Consider the following 19,698-nt stretch of genomic DNA (forward strand, 5'->3'; position numbering starts at 1 on the left):
ACGTAATAATGACGTTAACTTACCTGTTTTAATAAATGAAGTAAATCTATGAGTACAGAAAAAATATTAAACCTATCGGTAGATTGTGTGGTATTTGGGTATGACACCAACACCAAGTCGTTGAATGTCTTATTAATAAACCGATTTTTAAAATCTAAATTAACTGAAGAAATATTGGTTAATGATTTTGTATTGACGGGATATCATGTATATAATAACGAAACTTTGGACGATACAGCCACTAGAGTTTTAAAAGAATTAACAGGATTAACAAATCAATACAAAAAGCAGTTTAGAGCTTTTGGAGATCCAGATCGATTAACAAATCCAAAAGACCTAATTTGGATTGAAAATGAAGCTTTTAATTTAAGAACAATAACAATAGCTTATTACTTTTTACTTAAAACAGAAGATGTTAATTTAGAAAACAACGCCTTCAACCCAAGATGGTTTCCTGTTAACACCTTGCCTGAAATAGGTTTTGATCACGAAAAAATAATATTAGAAGCTTATGAAGATTTAAAAGTTAAATGCTTATCAGAGCCGATTATATTTAAATTACTTCCTGATAAATTTACAATTAATGAAGTGCAAGATCTATATCAATCTATCTTAGGCATTGAAATAGACAATCGCAACTTTAGACGCAAGCTAATTAACAAAAAATACATTATTGCTTTAGATGAAAAGCAAGTTGGCGTATCCAAAAAACCGTCACAACTTTATATGTTTAGTATGGATATATATAATAAAATGTTTAGCAAAAATTATTTGATAAGCATCTAAAATTTATATTGTAATTTTTTAAATAAAAAAACCCATTAAGATTGCTCTTAATGGGTTTATAATTTAAATTATGGTCGATTATATTTTTTTAACCTTAACTGCGTTCATCCCTTTCATTCCTCTTTCAAGCTCGAAAGACACTTTATCATTTTCTGCAATTTGATCTATCAATCCACTAACGTGGCAAAAATATTTTTCGTTGTTTTCTGTATCGATAATAAAACCAAAACCTTTAGATGTATCAAAAAATGATACTTTCCCGTTTCTTACTGGATCTTCTTCCTCTCCTTCAACCTTTTTAGGAACACCTAAAACGATTTCTTCTGCATCAATCTTTTCCTTTAATTCTGGATCTGGTGGAGTATCTACCAAATTACCATTATAGTCTACATATGCAAACTGTATACCATCAGAACCACCATTAGCTTCTTTGTCAAGCTTACGTGCCTCCATCTTCTTGCGCTTATCTTCTCTTTTCTTTAAGCGTTTTTTTTCTTTTTCACTTTTATTAAATGTTTGTTGCGATTTAGCCATTAGCGTTATTAAATGTGTGTTTTAAATGAATTCATTTATCAGAAAGTAATTAAAAGCTATGTTCTGCTTAACGATTCTAAAGTACTTAAAATAAAGATTAAGGAAAGGTTTACTTGCTTAAATGAGCTACAAAGATAGTAAATTTTTAAATAATTGTATATTAAGTCTTTAGGCTAATTAGCTTTTTTTATGTAACAGCCTTAATTATTGCTTTTTAAATCGTGAAAAAATGATTAGTTTTTTCTTAGAGTTAATAAAATAAACTCCTGTTAATAATGTTAATGCTGCAACTATAGATTGCATGGTAATTTGCTCGTCTAGTACATACCAACCTAAAAAAAATGCTATTACAGGATTTACATAAGCAGAAGTAGAAACTTTTTCTGTAGCGACCTCTTTTAACAAGTAATTAAATGCTGTAAACGCCACAACGCCTCCAAATACAATTAATAATAACATAGACCCTTTGGCATTTAGACTCCATTTTGTTGGTGCTAACCAAGCCTCATTAAAAACTAAGCTTAATATAAATAATAAAAGACTAGCAAAAAGCATTTGATAACCTGTTGCTACAAAAAAGTTTTTAGGCAAATTAGATTTAGAAACAAAAATACTACCGTAACTCCAGCTTAATACACATGTAAATATCATTAATATTCCAATAATACTATCCTTATTAAGTGCTAATGCTTCTTGACTTACTAAAAGATACATACCTACAAAGCCAAAAATGACACCAATAATAGATTTTGTTTTAATTTTAGAACCATGCAATATTCGCATTAAAAATATAACAAATAATGGTTGTGTAGCTGCTATTAATGCAGCAAAACCGCTATCTACATACTTTAAGGCCCAAACAAAGACTCCATTGCCATACACCAAAAATAAAAATCCAGCAAAAGCTGAATTTAATAATTGTCTTTTGGTGGCTTTAAGTGATATTTTTAAAAATTTGGCAATTATAAAAATCAATATTCCAGCACTAAAAAATCTTATTCCAGCTAAAAAAAATGGTGCGACCTCTGACACCATAATTTTATTTAACAAATATGTAGAACCCCAAATAAAGTAAATAGAGAAAAAAGCAAGTACAATTAATATTGATTTTCTAGTACTATCCATACGATTAATTTTAAACGAAATTAATGATTAATCCTATATAAATGGTAATTAAAAAAAACAATAATTATCTTTGTAAAAAAGACAAATATTATGCTTCAAACATTTCGTATCGTTGCTTTATTAGAAGGTGTTTCTTACCTATTATTAATGGCTGCTGCTATTTACAAAAGACTTCCAGATGGTGACGATTATTACGTCCAATTATTAGGAATGCCACATGGTTTATTATTTGTTGGATACATTGCTTTAGCTTTTTTAATTAAGCCAGAACAAAAATGGTCAAATAAAGTCTTTGGTATTGTATTATTGGCGTCCATATTACCTTTTGGTACTTTTTACGTAGATAAAAAATATTTAAAATAAGTTTGCAATAGTGTGATGTACTTAAATACTAATTTGACAACCTGTCTTTTACAAACTCAATTTTAGTTTTTCCGTGTGGTTTTGAATTACCATCCTCGTCTAGATTAACCATAATAATATTATCTACTGTAATTATGGTTTCTCTGGTGCGCATATTTCTTACTTCGCAATTTAAAGATATTGAGGTACTTCCAAATTTTTTAACTTCCATACCTATTTCAATTATATCACCTTCAACAGCCTTACTCATAAAGTTAATTTCGCTCATGTATTTGGTCACCACTTTATTGTTTTCTAACTGAATTATTGTATAAAGTGCTGCTTCCTCATCAATCCAAGCTAATAATTGTCCTCCAAATAATGTTCCGTTTGGATTTAAGTCTTCGGGTTTAACCCATTTTCTAGTGTGAAATCTCATGTTTTTTTCTTTTAATCAAAGATAAAAAATCTTGATTGTTAACAACACAGTTAAAAAGTATATTTAACTATACCATCATTAGTCTTTATTATCAATATTTTTAATAAAACTTAAATATTATGACTACCAGAGACACACAATTACTAGCTATCAGACCCATAATTAAAAGTATTATTATTAGTCAAAATATGAGCGATGAGGAGCGTTTCCAGAACATAACCCTTAGACCAATTATAAAACTACAAAATGAATTATTTATTCAAGTTTTTAGAAATTATATAACTAAACATAAAAATGTATTTTATCAATTAACCATTGAAAAACGTTTAAATTATATTGAAAATGCTGTCCATAAAGACATCAAATTTAGAAATAGTATAAAAGGAATGATAATTGGTCAATTTACTACAGAAGAATATGAAAAATATATTCTAAATTCGTCCGCTTTAAATAAACGAATGATGACCATTGTAAAACAGCGTTTGCAAAGTAATATTCAGCTATTTGAAAAACCAGAAATACTAAAAGCAGTTTAATATAACCAATGACAATAAAACAACAACTTCTGCAAATTTGTAACGAACAGGTAGAAAAACGCATTACAGATTATAAAAACGAAATAGACCTTATAAAAGAGTCTATAGAGAGTAATGATAAAGGAGGCTCTGATGATGATGATTCTGGAAACGGTAAACTTTTAAATGATTTAGAAAAAAATATGGGTTATCTAAACGATGCTAGAAAAACCCAAGATTATTTAAAATTAGTAAAAGCTAATTTATTAAGTACTAGTGCAGCTTTAGGAAGCTTAGTTAAGACGGACAGTCTTCACTTTTTTATATCCATTAGTGCTGGTAAAATCCAAATTGATAACCAAGATTATTATGCCATTTCATTACAATCACCTATTGGGCAATTATTAAAACAAAAGTCTGCAGGTGACACTTTTGAATTTAATGGCACTAAATATACGGTTACAGAAGTTGCTTAATCTTGTATTAAAGACACACCATTTAAGTCTGTAGTTAATACATCACTCATATAATCAAAAAAGGGTCTAATGGTTTTAAAATAGTCATTGACCTTTTGAGCAAAGTCTTCTGAGATGACTTCTGCGTCTGTAAATTGTATAGAAAATATGTATTGCTTTTTCTTAATTAAATCAATAGCTTCATGATCTTTGTCAAAATTTCTTGGAGCTGTTTTTAGTTCGTCACCTTTTAGTGTTCCCCAAACAGATTTAAATTTTGAATCATTAATGATTGATTTAATCTCATAATCATCCATTTCAAATTCTTTTCTAATTCTTAACAAATCCTCTTTGCTAGGATCCCAAAAACCACAGGCAATAAAATTATTTCCTGGTTGTATTTGCACATAATATCCACCTCTTAATCTTGGTTTAACACGATGAAACGTACCTCCAAAATTATTTTTGTAAGGTAATTTATTTTTAGAAAAACGCACGTCTCTGTAAATCCTAAACAGCTTCATTTTATCAAGTTCATCATGCACTTGCATTTTTGAATATATGTCATTAAAAACCAATTTAGTTGCTTTTAACGCCTTATCATACTCTGGTTTGTTATCTGCAAACCATTCGCGATTATTATTTTTTTCTAATTTTTTAAGAAACTCTATTGCTAGTTTAATGCTCATAAATTTGTGATGTGGTTTAAAAATACAAAAGTCCTAAAATTAATTAGGACTTTTGTTGCTATTAATCAAATACATTTAAAATATATTAATTAATTTTTTCTTTTTCTTAGCTATTTTTATTTGTTTTAATCTACAGCATCTTCTACATCGTCCGCAACGTTTTCTACTGCGTCTTCAACTTTTTCTCCTGTAGTTTCTTCTCTACATCCTGTTAACAGTAGTGATACTGAAAATAACAAGATAAATGCGTGTGCTAGTTTTTTCATTGTTTTGGTTGTTAGTGGTTATTTTATTCTTCTATTTCTTCTTCTACATCATCCATAGCATCATCAACATCATCTGAGGCGTCCTCTAGATTGTCGTCTATGTCGTCCATAGTTTCTTCAACTTTTTCTTCAGTCGTTTTGTTTTCTTCTCTGCATCCTGTTACAGCTATTGAAAGTGAAAATAGGATTAGAAATGTATATAAAAGTTTTTTCATTGCTTTAGGTTTTAACGGTTTAATAAACTAATCAGCTTACTTATTTTTGCTTAAAATATCAGTTAAAAACTGATTAGTTTTTAATTAGTTTTAAGCTTTTTTTAATAGTGTCAATACAAATAACACTAAAAAAATGAAGAATAATACTTTAGCAATTCCTGCAGATGCTCCTGCTATTCCACCAAATCCTAAGATTCCAGCGATAATTGCGATAATAATAAATGTGATTGTCCAACGTAACATAATTTTTGGTTTTTAATGATTAATACTAAACTAAAAGCGCTTTACTTTTAATTGTTTGAGAATGAATTCTCGGTTTCCTTAGGCACATCAAATGATAGTTTGTTATCAAATTGAAGTGTTCTAATTGGAAATGGTATGTTTATATTTTCTTTGTCGTAAGCTTTCTTTATTTCAATTATAGCTTTACTTTTTGATCTCATTTTTTCTAAAGCATTTTCTGCATCTATCCAAAATCTACATAGGTAGTTAATCGAGCTTCCTCCATATTCTGTGTAGTAAAACTCCACATCTTCTGGTTTTTCTATTTGATCAAATGTATTGCAAATGGTTGCTTTAGTTAATTGTTCTACATGATCTAAATCCGATTCATAACCTACTCCACATTCCAAGAAAACTCTCATTTTAGTGGTTAAGGTGTAATTTTTCATGGGATTGTCAAGGATCATCTTATTTGGGATTATCACCATGTTATTGTCAGCTTCCTTTATGGTAAAATCTTTTAAATTAATATCTATAACCTCTCCAGAAAACCCATTGGTTTCTACCCAATGCCCAATTTGTATTTTTTTTCTAAAAGACAATACAATACCAGCAAACGTGTTAGATAATGTCCCTTGCAATGCTAAACCAATTGCTAAACCTGCAACACCAGCACCTGCTAGTAAAGAGGTTAAAGTTTTACTTAAGTTTAAAATACCTAAGGCCAAAAACAGTCCTGCTAATACTACAACTACCGATGATAGACTACCTATCATGTTAGTAATAGAGTTTTGCTGAATTTTTCTAGATACTAATTTTGTTACATATTTATTTACATATTTAGCTATAAAATAGGCTGCTACTAATACAACTATGGCTAAAACTAGATTTGGTATATTGGATACTATAGCATTAAACCAAGATTCTAACTTGTCGATTAATAGGTTGTATGCTTCTGATAATTGAGATTTCATATTGTTTTATTAAGTTAATTAAGATGTAATAGTTTTAAACTTTTAATTAACTGGTAGTTACTACTTTTTTTAGTTGCTCTGAGGTATTTTTAGACCAAGCGTTTAACATCCAACTTGATTTTTCAAGCTCTCTAATGTATGCACCAATCAAATCAATTGTTCCCTCATCTCCTGCTTCTTCCGCTTTACTAAGTACTTGAGACATTTGCGCTAACATCGTCTTGTGGTCATTTAGTAGTTCCTCTATCATTTCTTGATCAGTAATCATGCTTGAGGCTTCGGATAGTGACGAAATTTTTAAATAATTACTAAATTTACTTACTGGGTGGTGTCTTAAAGTTAAAATGCGTTCTGCTATTTCATCTACTTTTAATTTTGCTTCGTTGTACATGTTTTCAAATTTTTCATGTAAATCAAAAAAGTTTTTTCCTAAAACATTCCAATGGAAACTTCTTAATTTTTGGTAGTATATATTATAATCTGCTAATAACGTATTTAACTCTACAACTACAGGTAGTATTTTCTCATCTTGCATATTCAAATAATTCATGTGTTCTGTTTTTAATGTTGTTAATTTCTTTGATACAAAGATGCAACACTAATCCAGTTGGCATGTTATATGATTTTTTAAGAATGTTATAGAATTTCAACAAACACCTATAAAACAGAGGTTTTTATATTAAAATGGTGTTAAAATGTAGAAATTATGAAGAATTTGATAACTTTTACTCGAACTCGATATCCTTTAAAATTAATCCAGAAGCAGGAGCTATGTAGTGATTATGACCTTCAAAATCTGGTTTTAAACTGGCTTCAATATCTGCTAATGTGCGTTTACCTTGACCAATTTCAATCAATGCTCCCATCATTAAACGGATTTGATTACGCATAAACCCCTTTCCCTTTACACGCAGTATATAACTTTGTTCTGGAAAAAAGTTTGCTGTATAAATCGTGTTTTCAACAATTTCGCATTTTAAAATAGTCCTATTATATATACCATTATCTGTTGGTCTATAACAATAGTGTTTTAAAAAATGTTCTCCTTCAAACAGTCTCGCTGCCTTTTTCATTAACTCAATATCTAAAGGATCTAAAATTGTAGTTAATATTGGTGCACAAAACGGATGAAACTTACCGCCAAATGCAAAAACGTATAAATACTCTTTTATTTTAGAATGTTGAATAATATTAAATTTACTATCCACCTCTTTAATTGTCAAAGCACGAAGATCTTGTGGTAGATTGTAATTAAACAAGGCCATAAATGCTTCAAAATCATCAATAGGCTCTTCTAAAAACAACTCGAAAGCAGCACTCTCCGCACTTACCATAGCATCTGTACGACCAGAAGTTAGTGTTTTAAATTTCTTTTTTTCTAAGATGAAATTTAAAGTTCTGTCAATCATTAAATGTAAGGTCTTTAAGTTAGGCTGCTTTTGCCAACCATGAAACCTATACCCTAAATATTGAATTGTAATGACGTAGAAATACTTTTTTTGCATGATATTTTATGAATGCCGAAAATACTGCTTTGTAATCATTTCGCAAAAATTTTATACCTTGAAACCTTAATAACTAACTAAAACTAACTTTATGACAAATGTAAACTCACAAAAACCACCTATGTGGTTTTTAGTAATTAGTATTATTGCCTTAATATGGAACCTTTTAGGCGTATTTGCTTACATAGGACAATCTATGATGACTGACGAAGTATTAGAACAACTACCAAAAGCTGAACAAGAGATGTATGCAAACTTACCTTCTTGGTATATTGGTGCTTTTGCTATAGCTGTTTTTGCTGGAGCAATTGGAAGTTTAGCTCTGGTGATAAGAAAAAAATGGGCTTTTCATGTTTTATTAATTTCGTTAATTGCAGCATTAGTACAAATGTATTATTTAGTATTTGTACTAAAAATGGCTAATGCAATGACACCAATGATAGTGATTGTGGGAATGGCTTTAGTATGGCTAGCCAATCATGCAACTAAAAAAGGATGGATATCATAAAGCTGATCAATACACACAAAAGCATCAATTATGTAATTGATGCTTTTTAAAACTTTTATAATTTGAATTTAAAATATCCCTTTGATCCTTATTTAAAACACCACGTTATTATTGGATTTGGTCTTGCTTTATGGATTTTTTTATTTTTATTTATTACTGAACCTTTAGACATAAGTGAGCTTAACACATCAGAAAAGCTAAAGTATTTACCTTTTTATAGTCTGATTGCTACAGTATCCTACTTACTATTTTTACCGCTACAAAATTACATTTATAAACAGTCACAAAATAATTGGTTATTAAAACACGAAATACTGTTTTTATTAAGCCTGTCTGTTGTTTCTGTTATTTTAGCTAGGTCTTATTATTTATATGTTGTGGTCGCTGGACAAGCAAATCCACATACTTTAGGCTATATGCTTATGTCACTTTTACTACCTGCATTAGCTATTATTTTACCAATTATAATTATTGGTCGCTTTGCTTTTGGCAAATATTTTGAAAAAATATTAGAGGATAAAAAAATTGAGATTAAAGGAGAAGGTAATTATGAAAGTTTAAAGCTTCATTTAAACGATTTAATTGCTGTACAATCTTCAGACAATTATATTGAGGTTTTTTATATATCTGGAGCTATTCTTAAAAAAAGTTTGATCAGGAATAAATTATCTACTATCGAAACTACTTTTACAGATTTACAACGCACTCATCGCTCTTACGTTATAAACCCTTATCATTTTCAGTCTTGGAAAACCGAAAAAGGGAAACACTTTTTAGTACTATCGCATAACATAGAAGTGCCAATATCCAAAACTTATTTAGAAGCTATTAAAAGTGCTTTAAATTTCGCCACAGCATAACGGTATCTCACCCCAAACCCTTGTTATAATTGATTTTTATTTGATTTGAAATATATCTTTGTTTCAGAAAGTTTAATCAATTAAAACCTGTTACAATGAAAAATTTCACATTAATTTTAGTTCTTTTTTTAGCTTCTATTCAGCTTACTTTTTCTCAAACCGAAACTTGCGACTGTAAAACCGATTTAGATTTTATTGTTGAAAAAATAAAAGCAATGCCTTCTTTTAAAACGCAAATTAAAGGTGAGAAAGCAACCCAATTTGAAAATACTTACACAAACTTATCTAACCAAATGAAGCAGCCCATTTTAATAGAGGATTGCTATAAAATGTTATTACAACAAATGGTTTTAGTTAATGATGTGCATGCCTCATTAAGCTATACTAAAACACCTATTAATAAGGAAGACTTAAAAGATACTTTAAAACTAAATGACTTTAAAGCAAGTAATGCTTTTAAAAATCATCCAAAAACAGAATATAATTTAAACGATTTGAAGGCCGAATTATCCAAAAAAAATGATGAAGAACTAGAAGGTATTTATAATTATGGTGATGATCTTAAAATTGGAATTTACCAACAAAAAGAAAGTGAAACCTTAGTAGGTGTTGTTTTAAAAAGTAACCTAAAACAATGGGACGCTGGACAAATTATAGTTTATGCTACCCATACCGTCGGACTAAAATATAATTTGTTTTACTATAACCCAAGCACTAGAACTCCTGGGTTTGTTAAAAATATATCTTTTGAAAATGGAAGACTTTGGATATATAAAAAAGTAAGCAACACTAATAACGAAGAATTACCTATAAAAGACCAATCTAACTGGGAGTTTAGACAATTAACACCAGATATTCAATATTTGTATTTTGGTAACTTTAGTTCGTTTAGTAAATCTAATCGAAAAGCGTTTATAGACTTTTATGCTAAAGCGAAAAAAGAGCTAAGCGCTACAAATGTAATTGTGGATTTAAGAAGTAATGCTGGTGGAAACAGTAAACTATCTGATCCATTTTTAAAATTATTAAAAAAGAAGAACGTTTATATTTTAACCAATTGCTTTACAGGAAGTAATGGTGAGCAATTTACTTTAAAACTAAAAGCATTAAAAAACGCGAAACATTTAGGACAGACCACTCGCGGTATTATTGCTTACGGAATGAATTATGGTTACAACTACAATACCCCTTCTGGTAATTTTAATATTACTCCAACAGATATGAATTTTAATAAGTACATAGCTTACGAAGGGAAAGGTGTCACTCCAGAATTTGCTTTAGATTTTGATAAAGATTGGCTAGAGCAAACATTAGCAATAATAAAAAACACACCTAAGTAATAACACATAACGGTTTTACGTGGTTCTAATGCACGATTAAACTTTCTATTTTATCATTAGATAAACTGTCGCTAAAAAATTAGCGACAGTTCTTATATTTACTTCTTCTCTCTTCCTTTTAAAACATCCACAACATCATTAAGCTTAAACCCTTTAGCTTGCAATAACATTAAATAATGAAACAGTAAATCTGCACTTTCACTTAAAAATAAATCGTCTTTGTTATCCATTGCTTCAATAACAACTTCTACAGCTTCTTCACCCACCTTTTGTGCTACTTTATTAATTCCTGAAGCAAATAACGACGCCACATAAGATTTCTCTGTATTACCAGCTGCCACTCTACTTTCAATAGTATTTTCTAATTTTGAAATAAAACCGAAATTTTCAGAATTAGCGTCATCCCAACACGTATCAGACCCTTTATGACATGTTGGTCCTTTTGGATTAACTTGTATTAGTAAGGTGTCGTTATCACAATCAAGCTTAATATCAACTAGGTTCAATACGTTTCCACTTTCTTCCCCTTTAGTCCATAATCTGTTTTTTGTGCGACTAAAAAAAGTAACTAATTTAGTGTCTTTTGTTTTATTGAATGCTTCCTCGTTCATGTAACCCAACATCAAAACGTTTTTTGTTGTGGCATCTTGGATTACTGCTGGTACTAGACCGTCATTGTTTTTGTTGAAATCTATAGTCATCTTGTTATGTATTGGTATTGCTAAGTGTTTTTATTTGCTTAGTAATGTTTTCTTAATTATTTGATACTGAAACAAGTTCAGTATGACTTTGTGCTTATTATCGTGTCGTCAGTTCGAGTGACATTGTCTTTTTTACAATTTTGTATTGAGTAACTTTTTTGTTGCGCTTCTCGATACAATTTGCTCATGCTTCACAAATCACTCGAAATGACGTAATGTTGCTAGCTCTAAGTAGAACGTTTTACAATCTAACTTCTATATTATTTTCTCTTAATTCTTCTTTTAAATCTTGTATTGCTATTTCACCAAAATGAAAAACACTTGCAGCTAAAGCAGCGTCAGACTTACCATCTTTAAACGTATCAACAAAATGTTGTACTGTTCCTGCGCCTCCTGAAGCTATTATCGGAATATTTAATGTTTCGGATAACTTTGCTAAAGCTTCATTTGCAAAACCTGCTTTAGTACCATCGTTATTCATAGATGTAAACAAAATCTCTCCTGCTCCTCTACTTTCAACTTCTTTTGCCCAATCAAATAAATTTAGTTCGGTAGGAATACTTCCGCCAGCCAAATGCACGATCCATTCACCATCTATTTGTTTTGCATCAATAGCAACCACAACACATTGGCTACCAAACTTATTAGCCAATTCGTTAACTAATTCTGGTCTTTTTACTGCTGAAGAATTGATAGATACTTTATCAGCACCAGATTTTAATAACACATCAACATCTGCGATTGAAGAAATACCACCGCCAACCGTAAACGGAATATTAACATGTTCAGCCACTTTTAAAACCATATCAATCATGGTTTTTCGACCTTCTAGTGTTGCTGAAATATCTAAAAACACTAATTCGTCTGCTCCTTTTAAAGCGTATTGCTTAGCTAATTCTACTGGATCTCCTGCATCACGTAGGTTTACAAAATTGACACCTTTAACGGTTCTTCCGTCTTTAATGTCTAAGCATGGTATGATTCGTTTTGTAAGCATATTTAAATCCTCGAAATCAAGGTTTATTATTAATTATTATACTACTATTTAATAAGTATTGAAATACGTCAGAGAGACACTTCGACTGCGCTCAGTGTAACTTTATAATCGCATTTTTTACTCTATATCACAATAAGGAGCATTATAAAAAGCGTTCTAATTCTTTTAAAGTAATTCTGTTTTCATACAGTGCTTTTCCTATAATTACACCTTCACATCCAATCTCTGCAAGCTTTTCTAAGTCTTCAATGGTAGTTACACCACCTGATGCAATCAACTTAACTGACTGACCAGAACTGTCATTACTGCATTGTTCAATAATATTTTTATACAATTCTATAGAAGGGCCTTCTAACATGCCATCTTTAGAAATATCCGTACAAACCACATATTGTATGCCTTGTTTTTGGTAATCTTTTATAAACGGTATAACTTCCAAGCTACTCTCTTCTAACCATCCACTAATTGCAATTTTCTCATTATTACAATCTGCACCAAGAATAATTTTTTGAGAACCGTACTTGCGTATCCAACCTTCAAAAGCATCTCTGTTTTTAACAGCTATACTTCCTCCTGTAATTTGTTTTGCTCCTGAGTTAAATGCTGTTATAATATCGTTATCAGACTTTAAACCACCTCCAAAATCGATTTTAAGATTGGTTTTAGACGCGACTTGCTCTAAGACTTTATAGTTTACTACGTGTGATGCTTTTGCACCTTCTAGATCTACCATGTGTAAGTATTCAATTCCTGCATCTTCAAATTGCTTAGCAACTTCTAATGGGTTTTCGTTGTAGATTTTTGTGGTACTGTAATCTCCTTTAGTCAAACGTACACACTTTCCTTCTATAATGTCAATTGCTGGTATTATTCTCATATCTCTTGCCCACAAAAGTGGAAATTATTTTTTTATTTACTTTTTATTTTAATTCAAGACCTTTCGACTGCGCTCAAGGTGACAACATTATGGTTTACAATTCAATAAAATTCTTTAATATCTGTTCTCCTGCAGTACTACTTTTTTCAGGATGAAATTGTACACCATAAAAATTATTGTGTTGCAAAGCTGAAGCAAAGTCTATACTATAAGTAGTAGTCGCGATGCTTTCTTTACAGTTTTCCGCATAAAAACTATGTACGGAATACATAAATTCTTCATTTTTGACACCCTTAAACAAATCAGACTTTAGATCTGCAATAGTATTCCATCCCATTTGCGGTACTTTAACTGAGTTATCAAAACGCTTAACAATCACATCAAAAATACCTAAACCTTCTGTATTTCCTTCTTCAGACGATTTACACATCAATTGCATGCCTAAGCAAATCCCCAAAACCGGTTGTTTTAATGTTGGAATTAAAGCATCCAAACCACTTGATTTAAGCATTTTCATTGCTGAACTCGCCTCTCCAACTCCTGGAAAAATTACTTTATCTGCTGCTTTGATTTCTTCTGGATTATTAGATAATATAGCATCATACCCTAAGCGTTTAAACGCAAATTGTATACTTTTTATATTACCTGCTCCGTAGTCTATAATTACTAGTTTCATAATTTGGCTTTTCGTTTTTCGCTATCAGCAAATGGCTAACAGCTAATAGCTGATTTACAACATCCCTTTAGTTGATGGTAAAAACATTTTGTTAGAATCGCGTTTTACTGCCATTTTCATAGCTTTAGCAAATGCTTTAAAGATGCCTTCTATTTTATGATGCTCATTAGTACCTTCCGCTTTTATGTTTAAGTTACATTTTGCACCGTCGGTAAACGATTTAAATAAATGGAAAAACATTTCTGTTGGCATATCACCAATTTTTTCACGTTTAAAATCAGCGTCCCATTCTAACCAGTTTCTACCACCAAAATCAACTGCAACTTGCGCTAAACAGTCATCCATTGGTAAACAAAATCCGTAACGCTCGATACCTAATTTATTACCTAAAGCTTTATTAAACAACTCCCCTAAAGCAATCATCGTATCTTCTATCGTATGGTGCTCGTCCACTTCTAAATCGCCTTCAACTTTTATTGTTAAATCCATTGCACCATGACGACCAATTTGGTCTAACATGTGGTCAAAAAAGGATAAACCAGTATCAATATCATTTTTTCCAGAACCATCTAAATTTAATTTGATATAAATCTTAGTCTCGTTAGTGTTTCTAGTGATTTCTTGAACACGATCTTCTAATTTTAAAAACTCATAGATAGCTTCCCAATCTGTGCTTGTCAATGCTATACAATCAAAAATAGCTTGTTTAGATGTTTCAATTTCGTCAGCTCCTAATTCTGGATCCTCAGACAAAAAGATACCTTTAGCGCCTAAATTTTTAGCCAATTCCATGTCTGTAATTCGATCTCCTAACACAAACGAATTTTTTAAATCGTACTGTGTCTCATCAAAATACTTAGTCAATAACCCTGTTCTAGGCTTACGTGTCTCTGCATTTTCATGCGGAAATGTTTTATCAATAAAAACATCACTAAAAACAACGCCTTCCTTTTCAAAAGCAGTCATCACTTTATTTTGTGCAGGCCAAAAGGTGTCTTCCGGAAATGAATCTGTTCCTAAACCATCCTGATTTGTAACCATTACCAGCTCGTAATCTAATTCTGAAGCAATTTTAGCCATGTATTGAAACACTTTGGGGTAAAACTCTAGCTTCTCTAAACTATCTAATTGATAATCTACAGGTGGCTCTAATACCAATGTTCCGTCTCTGTCTATAAATAATACTTTTTTCATGTGCTATTTGTTGTAGTGAAATCCTGAAACACGTTCAGAAAAACGTGTTATATTCTTTTTAATGTTTCGATTAATGTGTTGTTTTCTTCCGGTGTCCCAACAGTTATACGAACGCAGTTTTTAACTTGTGTATTTCTATTTCTAATAATTACTTTCTCTTCTATTAGATATTGATACGTTTTATTTGCATCATCAACTTCAACTAACAAAAAATTAGCATCCGTAGGATATATTTTCTTTACAATATCCAATTTAATTAATGCGTCTTTTAACTTTGCTCTTTCATCAAGAATAGTATCAATATTTTGCGTCACTTCTTCCAAATAATTCAAACTTTTTAAAACAGCTTCTTGATTTAAAGTACTCACATTATAAGGTGGTTTAACACGGTTATAAAGTGTAATTATAGCCTGACTAGCATAAGCAACACCTACCCTAACGCCCGCCAATCCCCACGCTTTACTAAAAGTTTGACTTACAATTAAATTATTAAACTTATCAATGTTTTTAATAAAAGATGCTTGCGCACTAAAGTCAATATAAGCCTCGTCCACAATTACGATACCGTTAAAATTTTCCAAAATATATTCAATATCTTCAGGATTTAAACTGTTTCCTGTTGGGTTATTAGGCGAACATATAAATATGATTTTAACATCTTCAAAATCTAAATACGGTTGTAATTGATTTAAATTAATCTGAAAATCGTTAATTAACGGTTGTTCTATAACTTCAATATTATTGATGTTGGCAGACACATTATACATTCCGTAAGTTGGCGTAAAGGTTAAGACCTTATCTTTTCCAGGTTCGCAAAAAATACGAAACGCTAAATCTATAACTTCATCACTACCATTACCAATAAAAATTTGGTCTGTTGCGACCTTTTTAATGGCAGATAATTTATCCTTAATTTCTTTTTGCTGCGGATCAGGATATCTGTTTAAATCTCCAAATGGATTCTCGTTTGCATCTAGAAAAACATCTGCAGTCCCTTTAAACTCATCTCTTGCAGAAGAATATGGTTTTAGCGCTTTTATGTTAGCTCTAACCAGATTGTTTATGTTTGTTTTTTGGTTCATTTTCTCTTATTACTAAATGTATTGGCAATATTCTGTTGTATTATTCTTGTTTGAAACTGAAACCAGTTCAGTAGGACGTTGCACTATTTTAAATCATTTAAACGAATAGTAACCGCATTTTTGTGTGCTTGTAATCCTTCGGCTTCAGCCATTAACTCAATAGTGTTTCCAATATTTAGTAACCCTTGTTTTGTAATATTTTGAAACGTAATCGCTTTTGTAAAACTATCTAAATTTACTCCTGAATAGGCTTTACTAAACCCATTAGTTGGCAAGGTGTGATTGGTTCCAGATGCATAATCTCCAGCACTTTCTGGTGTGTAATTACCAATAAACACAGATCCTGCATTCTCTATTCCGTCCACATAAAAATCGTTATTATCCGTACAAACAATAAAATGTTCTGGTCCGTATTGATTAATTAAATCTAATGCTATGGCATCAGTTTCAACTAAAATAGATTTAGAATTATCTATAGCTTGTTGTGCAATATCTTGTCTTGGAAGCGCTTTTAGCTGAAGCTGAATCTCTTCCGCGACAGCGTCAATTAACTTTTGAGAGGTAGACACCAAAATGACTTGGCTATCCGCTCCATGCTCGGCTTGGCTTAATAAATCCGAAGCCACATAACTAGCATTTGCAGTATCATCTGCCACAACTAATAACTCACTTGGACCTGCAGGCATGTCAATAGCAACACCATATTTAGTTGCTAATTGCTTAGCAACCGTTACAAATTGATTTCCTGGTCCAAATATTTTGTAAACCTGAGGGATACTTGCTGTACCAAACGTTAAACCAGCGATCGCTTGGATTCCGCCAACTTTTATAATTTTAGTCACTCCGCAAAGTTGTGCTGCATATAAAATTTCGTTAGCAATTTTACCCTCTTTATTTGGCGGAGAACATAATACTATCTCTTTGCAACCTGCAATTTGCGCAGGCACTGCTAGCATTAAAACCGTTGAAAATAAAGGCGCTGTACCAGCAGGTATGTAAATCCCGACTTTCTGAATCGCTCTTTTTTCTTGCCAACAGTTAACACCTTCTGTTGTTTGTACACTAACTTTTTCGGTTTTTTGTGCAGCATGAAACGCTTCAATATTATTTTTTGCTTGCTGAATGGCTTCTTTTAATGGCTTTGAAACCTTAGCACTTGCTGCTTCAACTTCTTCAACTGTAACCACATTTGACTCTAATTCTGCGCCATCAAATAATTGCGTGTACTTAGCTACTGCTTGGTCACCATTACGCTGTACGTCTTCAAAAATTTGAGTTACCGTAGCTTCTATATCATTAACGGTTTGCGTTGGACGTTGCAAAATGTCTGACCAAGACGATTGGTTTGGGTTGCTTATTGTTTTCATTTTAGTTTTTTATTAAGCTTCTCGATACAATTTCTCGTACCTCAAAATCACTCAAAGTGACGTTATGTTATAGTACCATGTTATCGATTGGACAAACTAGGATACCTTCTGCTCCGTTTAGCTTTAGTTCGTCAATAATTTCCCAAAAATCATTTTTGTTAATTACAGAGTGGATTGAACTCCAACCCTCTTGTGCCAATGGTAAAACCGTTGGGCTTTTCATTCCTGGTAAAATATTTATAATATCGTCCACCTTGTTATTTGGTGCATTTAATAATACGTAGCGGGATTGTCTAGCTTTTAAAACAGATTGTAATCTGAACTGCAGTTTATCAAGTATAGCCTGATTATCATCAGAAATTTGAGGAGATACCGCTAATACCGCTTCTGACTTTAAAATAACTTCTGCTTCTTTTAAACCGTTTTTAAATAATGTACTTCCGCTAGATACAATATCTACAATAGCATCCGCTAATCCAATGTTTGGAGCAATCTCTACAGACCCATTAATAATGTGTAAGTTGGCTGTTACTCCGTTTTTCTCTAAAAATTGATTAACTGTATTTGGGTAAGACGTTGCGATGCGTTTTCCTTCTAAATCTCTTACAGAATTGTATTTAACACCTTTTGGCACTGCCACAGAAACTTTACAACTTGAAAATCCTAGTTTTTCAGCAATTGTGATATCGTTTCCTTTTTCGATTAAAACGTTTTCTCCAATAATAGCAACATCCACCACACCGTCTTTAAGGTATTGTGGAATATCTCCATTACGCAGATAAAAAATTTCTAATGGAAAGTTTTTTGCAGATGCTTTTAATTGGTCTTTACCATTATCTATAGAAATACCAACATCTTTAAGGATTTGCATCGAATCCTCGTTTAATCTTCCTGATTTTTGAATTGCAATTTTTAATTTACTCATTTTATTTCTTTTTAAATTTTTTAGATTTTTTTTGAAAATTTGAGTAAATCTTTAGGAAAGTGTATAAAAACAAAAAACCGTTTGATTTACTCAAACGGTTTTAAAATATATTTTGATTTTATTCAATACATTTCTAACTGGCTTGAGTGCTAGTATGGAAATGATGATGATGTAATTGAATAAAGTTCATGTCTTTTTTTGCTCTGTACAAAGATTGTTAAATTTTATTTTAAAAACCAAATTTATTATAAAATAATTTTAAGTTTTTATAAAAATTCTAATACTCAATTTATTGGTTACCTAAAATAATAGGCATTCCGCTATCTCCTGATCCAATCACAATTACTTTGCTATTATTAGATTCTGAAAGCTTTACAGTAGCTTCTATTCCTTTATCTTGTAATATTTTATCAGTTAATGACGCACTTAAAATTTTGTTTGCATCAGCTTTACCTTGAGCTTCGATAATTACTTTTTCAGCTTCTTTAGCAGCAGTAACTAATCTAAACTCATACTCTAAAGATTCTTGTTCTTGTTTAAGTTTACGCTCAATTGCATCTTTAATAGTTGGAGGTAAAGTCACATCTCTAATCAAAATGTTATTTAATTGTATGTATTGTGACTCGACGATTTTTTTGGTTTCTTCAAAAATTTCATCTTGAATAGCATCACGTTTACTAGAATATAATTGCTCTGGAGTATAACGCCCTACAACGCTTCTAGCTGCACTACGTATGGCAGGCTGCAATACTCTGCTTACATATTCTCTACCTTTTTCTTTATGTAATTTACTTAAGTTTTTATAATCAGGTTGATATAATACAGAAGCATCTAATTTAATATCCAAACCGTTTGAAGATAACACAGACATTTTTTCTGGTAATTCTTGTTGTCTAACCTCGTAATCGATAACACTGTTCCAAGGTGCTACAAAATTTATACCTTCACCAAGTGGTTCGCTATCTGGATCTACTCCACCTCCAAGTTGATACAATACTCCTGCATGACCAGAATCAATTGTTTTAACCGATTTAGCCATAATAATTAATCCTATTACTGCTGCTATTATAAAAGGAAATGCTCCTTTTGGTAATTTTTCCATAA

General features: G+C 31.1%; 26 protein-coding genes. 7 read left to right on the forward strand and 19 right to left on the reverse strand.

Going from position 1 to position 19,698, the window contains the following annotated elements; all coding sequences use genetic code 11:
• The first annotated feature begins 48 nt into the window (after window positions 1-48).
• Window positions 49-786 (forward strand): NUDIX hydrolase, encoded by a 738-nt coding sequence (locus JM82_RS05550; RefSeq protein WP_145001734.1) that lies wholly within the window; start codon window positions 49-51, stop codon window positions 784-786.
• A 78-nt stretch (window positions 787-864) separates the two neighbouring features.
• On the opposite strand, the gene JM82_RS05555 is transcribed toward JM82_RS05550, so the two are convergent.
• Window positions 865-1,320 carry a cold-shock protein gene (locus tag JM82_RS05555; RefSeq protein ID WP_090841006.1) on the reverse strand — a complete coding sequence of 152 codons (456 nt, stop codon included), beginning with the start codon at window positions 1,318-1,320 and terminating at the stop codon, window positions 865-867.
• 204 nt (window positions 1,321-1,524) lie between these two features.
• On the reverse strand, window positions 1,525-2,445 hold the full coding sequence (locus JM82_RS05560) for an EamA family transporter (RefSeq protein ID WP_145001735.1): 921 nt from the start codon (window positions 2,443-2,445) through the stop codon (window positions 1,525-1,527).
• Window positions 2,446-2,535: 90 nt separating this feature from the next.
• Here JM82_RS05560 and JM82_RS05565 point away from each other — a divergent pair, with 90 nt between their 5' ends.
• A complete protein-coding gene (locus JM82_RS05565) occupies window positions 2,536-2,808 on the forward strand; it encodes a DUF3817 domain-containing protein (protein WP_145001736.1) in 273 nt (90 codons plus the stop codon).
• A 28-nt stretch (window positions 2,809-2,836) separates the two neighbouring features.
• Here the strand turns inward: JM82_RS05565 and JM82_RS05570 are convergent, their stop codons facing one another.
• On the reverse strand, window positions 2,837-3,226 hold the full coding sequence (locus JM82_RS05570) for an acyl-CoA thioesterase (RefSeq protein ID WP_145001737.1): 390 nt from the start codon (window positions 3,224-3,226) through the stop codon (window positions 2,837-2,839).
• A 119-nt stretch (window positions 3,227-3,345) separates the two neighbouring features.
• Between JM82_RS05570 and JM82_RS05575 the strand changes: the two genes are divergently transcribed.
• Both JM82_RS05575 and JM82_RS05580 read left to right on the forward strand, forming a co-directional pair.
• Window positions 3,346-3,762 (forward strand): glyoxalase, encoded by a 417-nt coding sequence (locus JM82_RS05575; protein WP_145001738.1) that lies wholly within the window; start codon window positions 3,346-3,348, stop codon window positions 3,760-3,762.
• An 8-nt stretch (window positions 3,763-3,770) separates the two neighbouring features.
• A complete protein-coding gene (locus JM82_RS05580) occupies window positions 3,771-4,217 on the forward strand; it encodes a hypothetical protein (RefSeq protein WP_145001739.1) in 447 nt (148 codons plus the stop codon).
• Here JM82_RS05580 and JM82_RS05585 read toward each other — a convergent pair.
• From JM82_RS05585 to JM82_RS05610, 7 genes are all read right to left on the reverse strand, one after another.
• Entirely contained in the window at window positions 4,214-4,885 is a 672-nt protein-coding gene (locus tag JM82_RS05585; protein ID WP_145001740.1) for a DUF2461 domain-containing protein, read from the reverse strand. The genes JM82_RS05580 and JM82_RS05585 overlap by 4 nt on opposite strands.
• A gap of 125 nt (window positions 4,886-5,010) precedes the next feature.
• Window positions 5,011-5,151: a hypothetical protein gene (locus JM82_RS16325; RefSeq protein WP_186439181.1), complete on the reverse strand. Its 141-nt coding sequence runs from the start codon at window positions 5,149-5,151 to the stop codon at window positions 5,011-5,013.
• A 23-nt stretch (window positions 5,152-5,174) separates the two neighbouring features.
• Window positions 5,175-5,366, reverse strand: coding sequence for a hypothetical protein (locus JM82_RS05590; RefSeq protein ID WP_145001741.1), 192 nt, complete (start codon window positions 5,364-5,366; stop codon window positions 5,175-5,177).
• A gap of 90 nt (window positions 5,367-5,456) precedes the next feature.
• On the reverse strand, window positions 5,457-5,609 hold the full coding sequence (locus tag JM82_RS05595) for a DUF1328 family protein (protein WP_028282108.1): 153 nt from the start codon (window positions 5,607-5,609) through the stop codon (window positions 5,457-5,459).
• 47 nt (window positions 5,610-5,656) lie between these two features.
• The gene (locus JM82_RS05600; RefSeq protein WP_145001742.1) at window positions 5,657-6,562 is read right to left on the reverse strand and encodes a mechanosensitive ion channel family protein; all 906 of its coding nucleotides are present in this window, start codon (window positions 6,560-6,562) and stop codon (window positions 5,657-5,659) included.
• 46 nt (window positions 6,563-6,608) lie between these two features.
• Window positions 6,609-7,112 (reverse strand): Dps family protein, encoded by a 504-nt coding sequence (locus JM82_RS05605; protein ID WP_145001743.1) that lies wholly within the window; start codon window positions 7,110-7,112, stop codon window positions 6,609-6,611.
• Between the two features lie 175 nt (window positions 7,113-7,287).
• Window positions 7,288-8,067, reverse strand: a complete 780-nt coding sequence (locus tag JM82_RS05610) for a tRNA pseudouridine synthase A (protein WP_145001744.1) — start codon at window positions 8,065-8,067, stop codon at window positions 7,288-7,290.
• A 91-nt stretch (window positions 8,068-8,158) separates the two neighbouring features.
• On the opposite strand from JM82_RS05610, the gene JM82_RS05615 reads away from it, so the two are divergent.
• The 3 genes from JM82_RS05615 to JM82_RS05625 all read left to right on the forward strand — a co-directional run bounded on the left by JM82_RS05615 (window position 8,159) and on the right by JM82_RS05625 (window position 10,775).
• Window positions 8,159-8,575 carry a hypothetical protein gene (locus JM82_RS05615; RefSeq protein ID WP_145001745.1) on the forward strand — a complete coding sequence of 139 codons (417 nt, stop codon included), beginning with the start codon at window positions 8,159-8,161 and terminating at the stop codon, window positions 8,573-8,575.
• 62 nt (window positions 8,576-8,637) lie between these two features.
• On the forward strand, window positions 8,638-9,435 hold the full coding sequence (locus JM82_RS05620) for a LytTR family DNA-binding domain-containing protein (protein WP_145001746.1): 798 nt from the start codon (window positions 8,638-8,640) through the stop codon (window positions 9,433-9,435).
• A 95-nt stretch (window positions 9,436-9,530) separates the two neighbouring features.
• Complete coding sequence (locus JM82_RS05625) at window positions 9,531-10,775, forward strand: S41 family peptidase (protein WP_145001747.1); 1,245 nt, start codon at window positions 9,531-9,533, stop codon at window positions 10,773-10,775.
• A gap of 98 nt (window positions 10,776-10,873) precedes the next feature.
• On the opposite strand, the gene hisIE is transcribed toward JM82_RS05625, so the two are convergent.
• The 9 genes from hisIE to JM82_RS05670 form a co-directional block, all read right to left on the reverse strand.
• Window positions 10,874-11,476 (reverse strand): bifunctional phosphoribosyl-AMP cyclohydrolase/phosphoribosyl-ATP diphosphatase HisIE, encoded by a 603-nt coding sequence (gene hisIE / locus JM82_RS05630; protein WP_145001748.1) that lies wholly within the window; start codon window positions 11,474-11,476, stop codon window positions 10,874-10,876.
• Between the two features lie 241 nt (window positions 11,477-11,717).
• Complete coding sequence (hisF, locus tag JM82_RS05635; protein WP_145001749.1) at window positions 11,718-12,473, reverse strand: imidazole glycerol phosphate synthase subunit HisF; 756 nt, start codon at window positions 12,471-12,473, stop codon at window positions 11,718-11,720.
• Between the two features lie 142 nt (window positions 12,474-12,615).
• Window positions 12,616-13,350 (reverse strand): 1-(5-phosphoribosyl)-5-[(5-phosphoribosylamino)methylideneamino]imidazole-4-carboxamide isomerase, encoded by a 735-nt coding sequence (gene hisA, locus JM82_RS05640; RefSeq protein ID WP_145001750.1) that lies wholly within the window; start codon window positions 13,348-13,350, stop codon window positions 12,616-12,618.
• Between the two features lie 94 nt (window positions 13,351-13,444).
• The gene (gene hisH, locus JM82_RS05645) at window positions 13,445-14,026 is read right to left on the reverse strand and encodes an imidazole glycerol phosphate synthase subunit HisH (protein ID WP_145001751.1); all 582 of its coding nucleotides are present in this window, start codon (window positions 14,024-14,026) and stop codon (window positions 13,445-13,447) included.
• 54 nt (window positions 14,027-14,080) lie between these two features.
• Entirely contained in the window at window positions 14,081-15,220 is a 1,140-nt protein-coding gene (gene hisB / locus JM82_RS05650) for a bifunctional histidinol-phosphatase/imidazoleglycerol-phosphate dehydratase HisB (RefSeq protein ID WP_145001752.1), read from the reverse strand.
• A 47-nt stretch (window positions 15,221-15,267) separates the two neighbouring features.
• On the reverse strand, window positions 15,268-16,302 hold the full coding sequence (hisC, locus tag JM82_RS05655) for a histidinol-phosphate transaminase (RefSeq protein WP_145001753.1): 1,035 nt from the start codon (window positions 16,300-16,302) through the stop codon (window positions 15,268-15,270).
• A gap of 83 nt (window positions 16,303-16,385) precedes the next feature.
• Entirely contained in the window at window positions 16,386-17,669 is a 1,284-nt protein-coding gene (gene hisD, locus JM82_RS05660; RefSeq protein ID WP_145001754.1) for a histidinol dehydrogenase, read from the reverse strand.
• Window positions 17,670-17,736: 67 nt separating this feature from the next.
• The gene (hisG, locus tag JM82_RS05665) at window positions 17,737-18,594 is read right to left on the reverse strand and encodes an ATP phosphoribosyltransferase (protein ID WP_145001755.1); all 858 of its coding nucleotides are present in this window, start codon (window positions 18,592-18,594) and stop codon (window positions 17,737-17,739) included.
• Window positions 18,595-18,883: 289 nt separating this feature from the next.
• Complete coding sequence (locus JM82_RS05670; protein ID WP_145001756.1) at window positions 18,884-19,696, reverse strand: prohibitin family protein; 813 nt, start codon at window positions 19,694-19,696, stop codon at window positions 18,884-18,886.
• Between the last annotated feature and the right edge of the window lie 2 nt (window positions 19,697-19,698).

This window comes from Olleya sp. Hel_I_94, from assembly GCF_007827365.1.
Classification (GTDB): Bacteria; Bacteroidota; Bacteroidia; order Flavobacteriales; family Flavobacteriaceae; genus Olleya.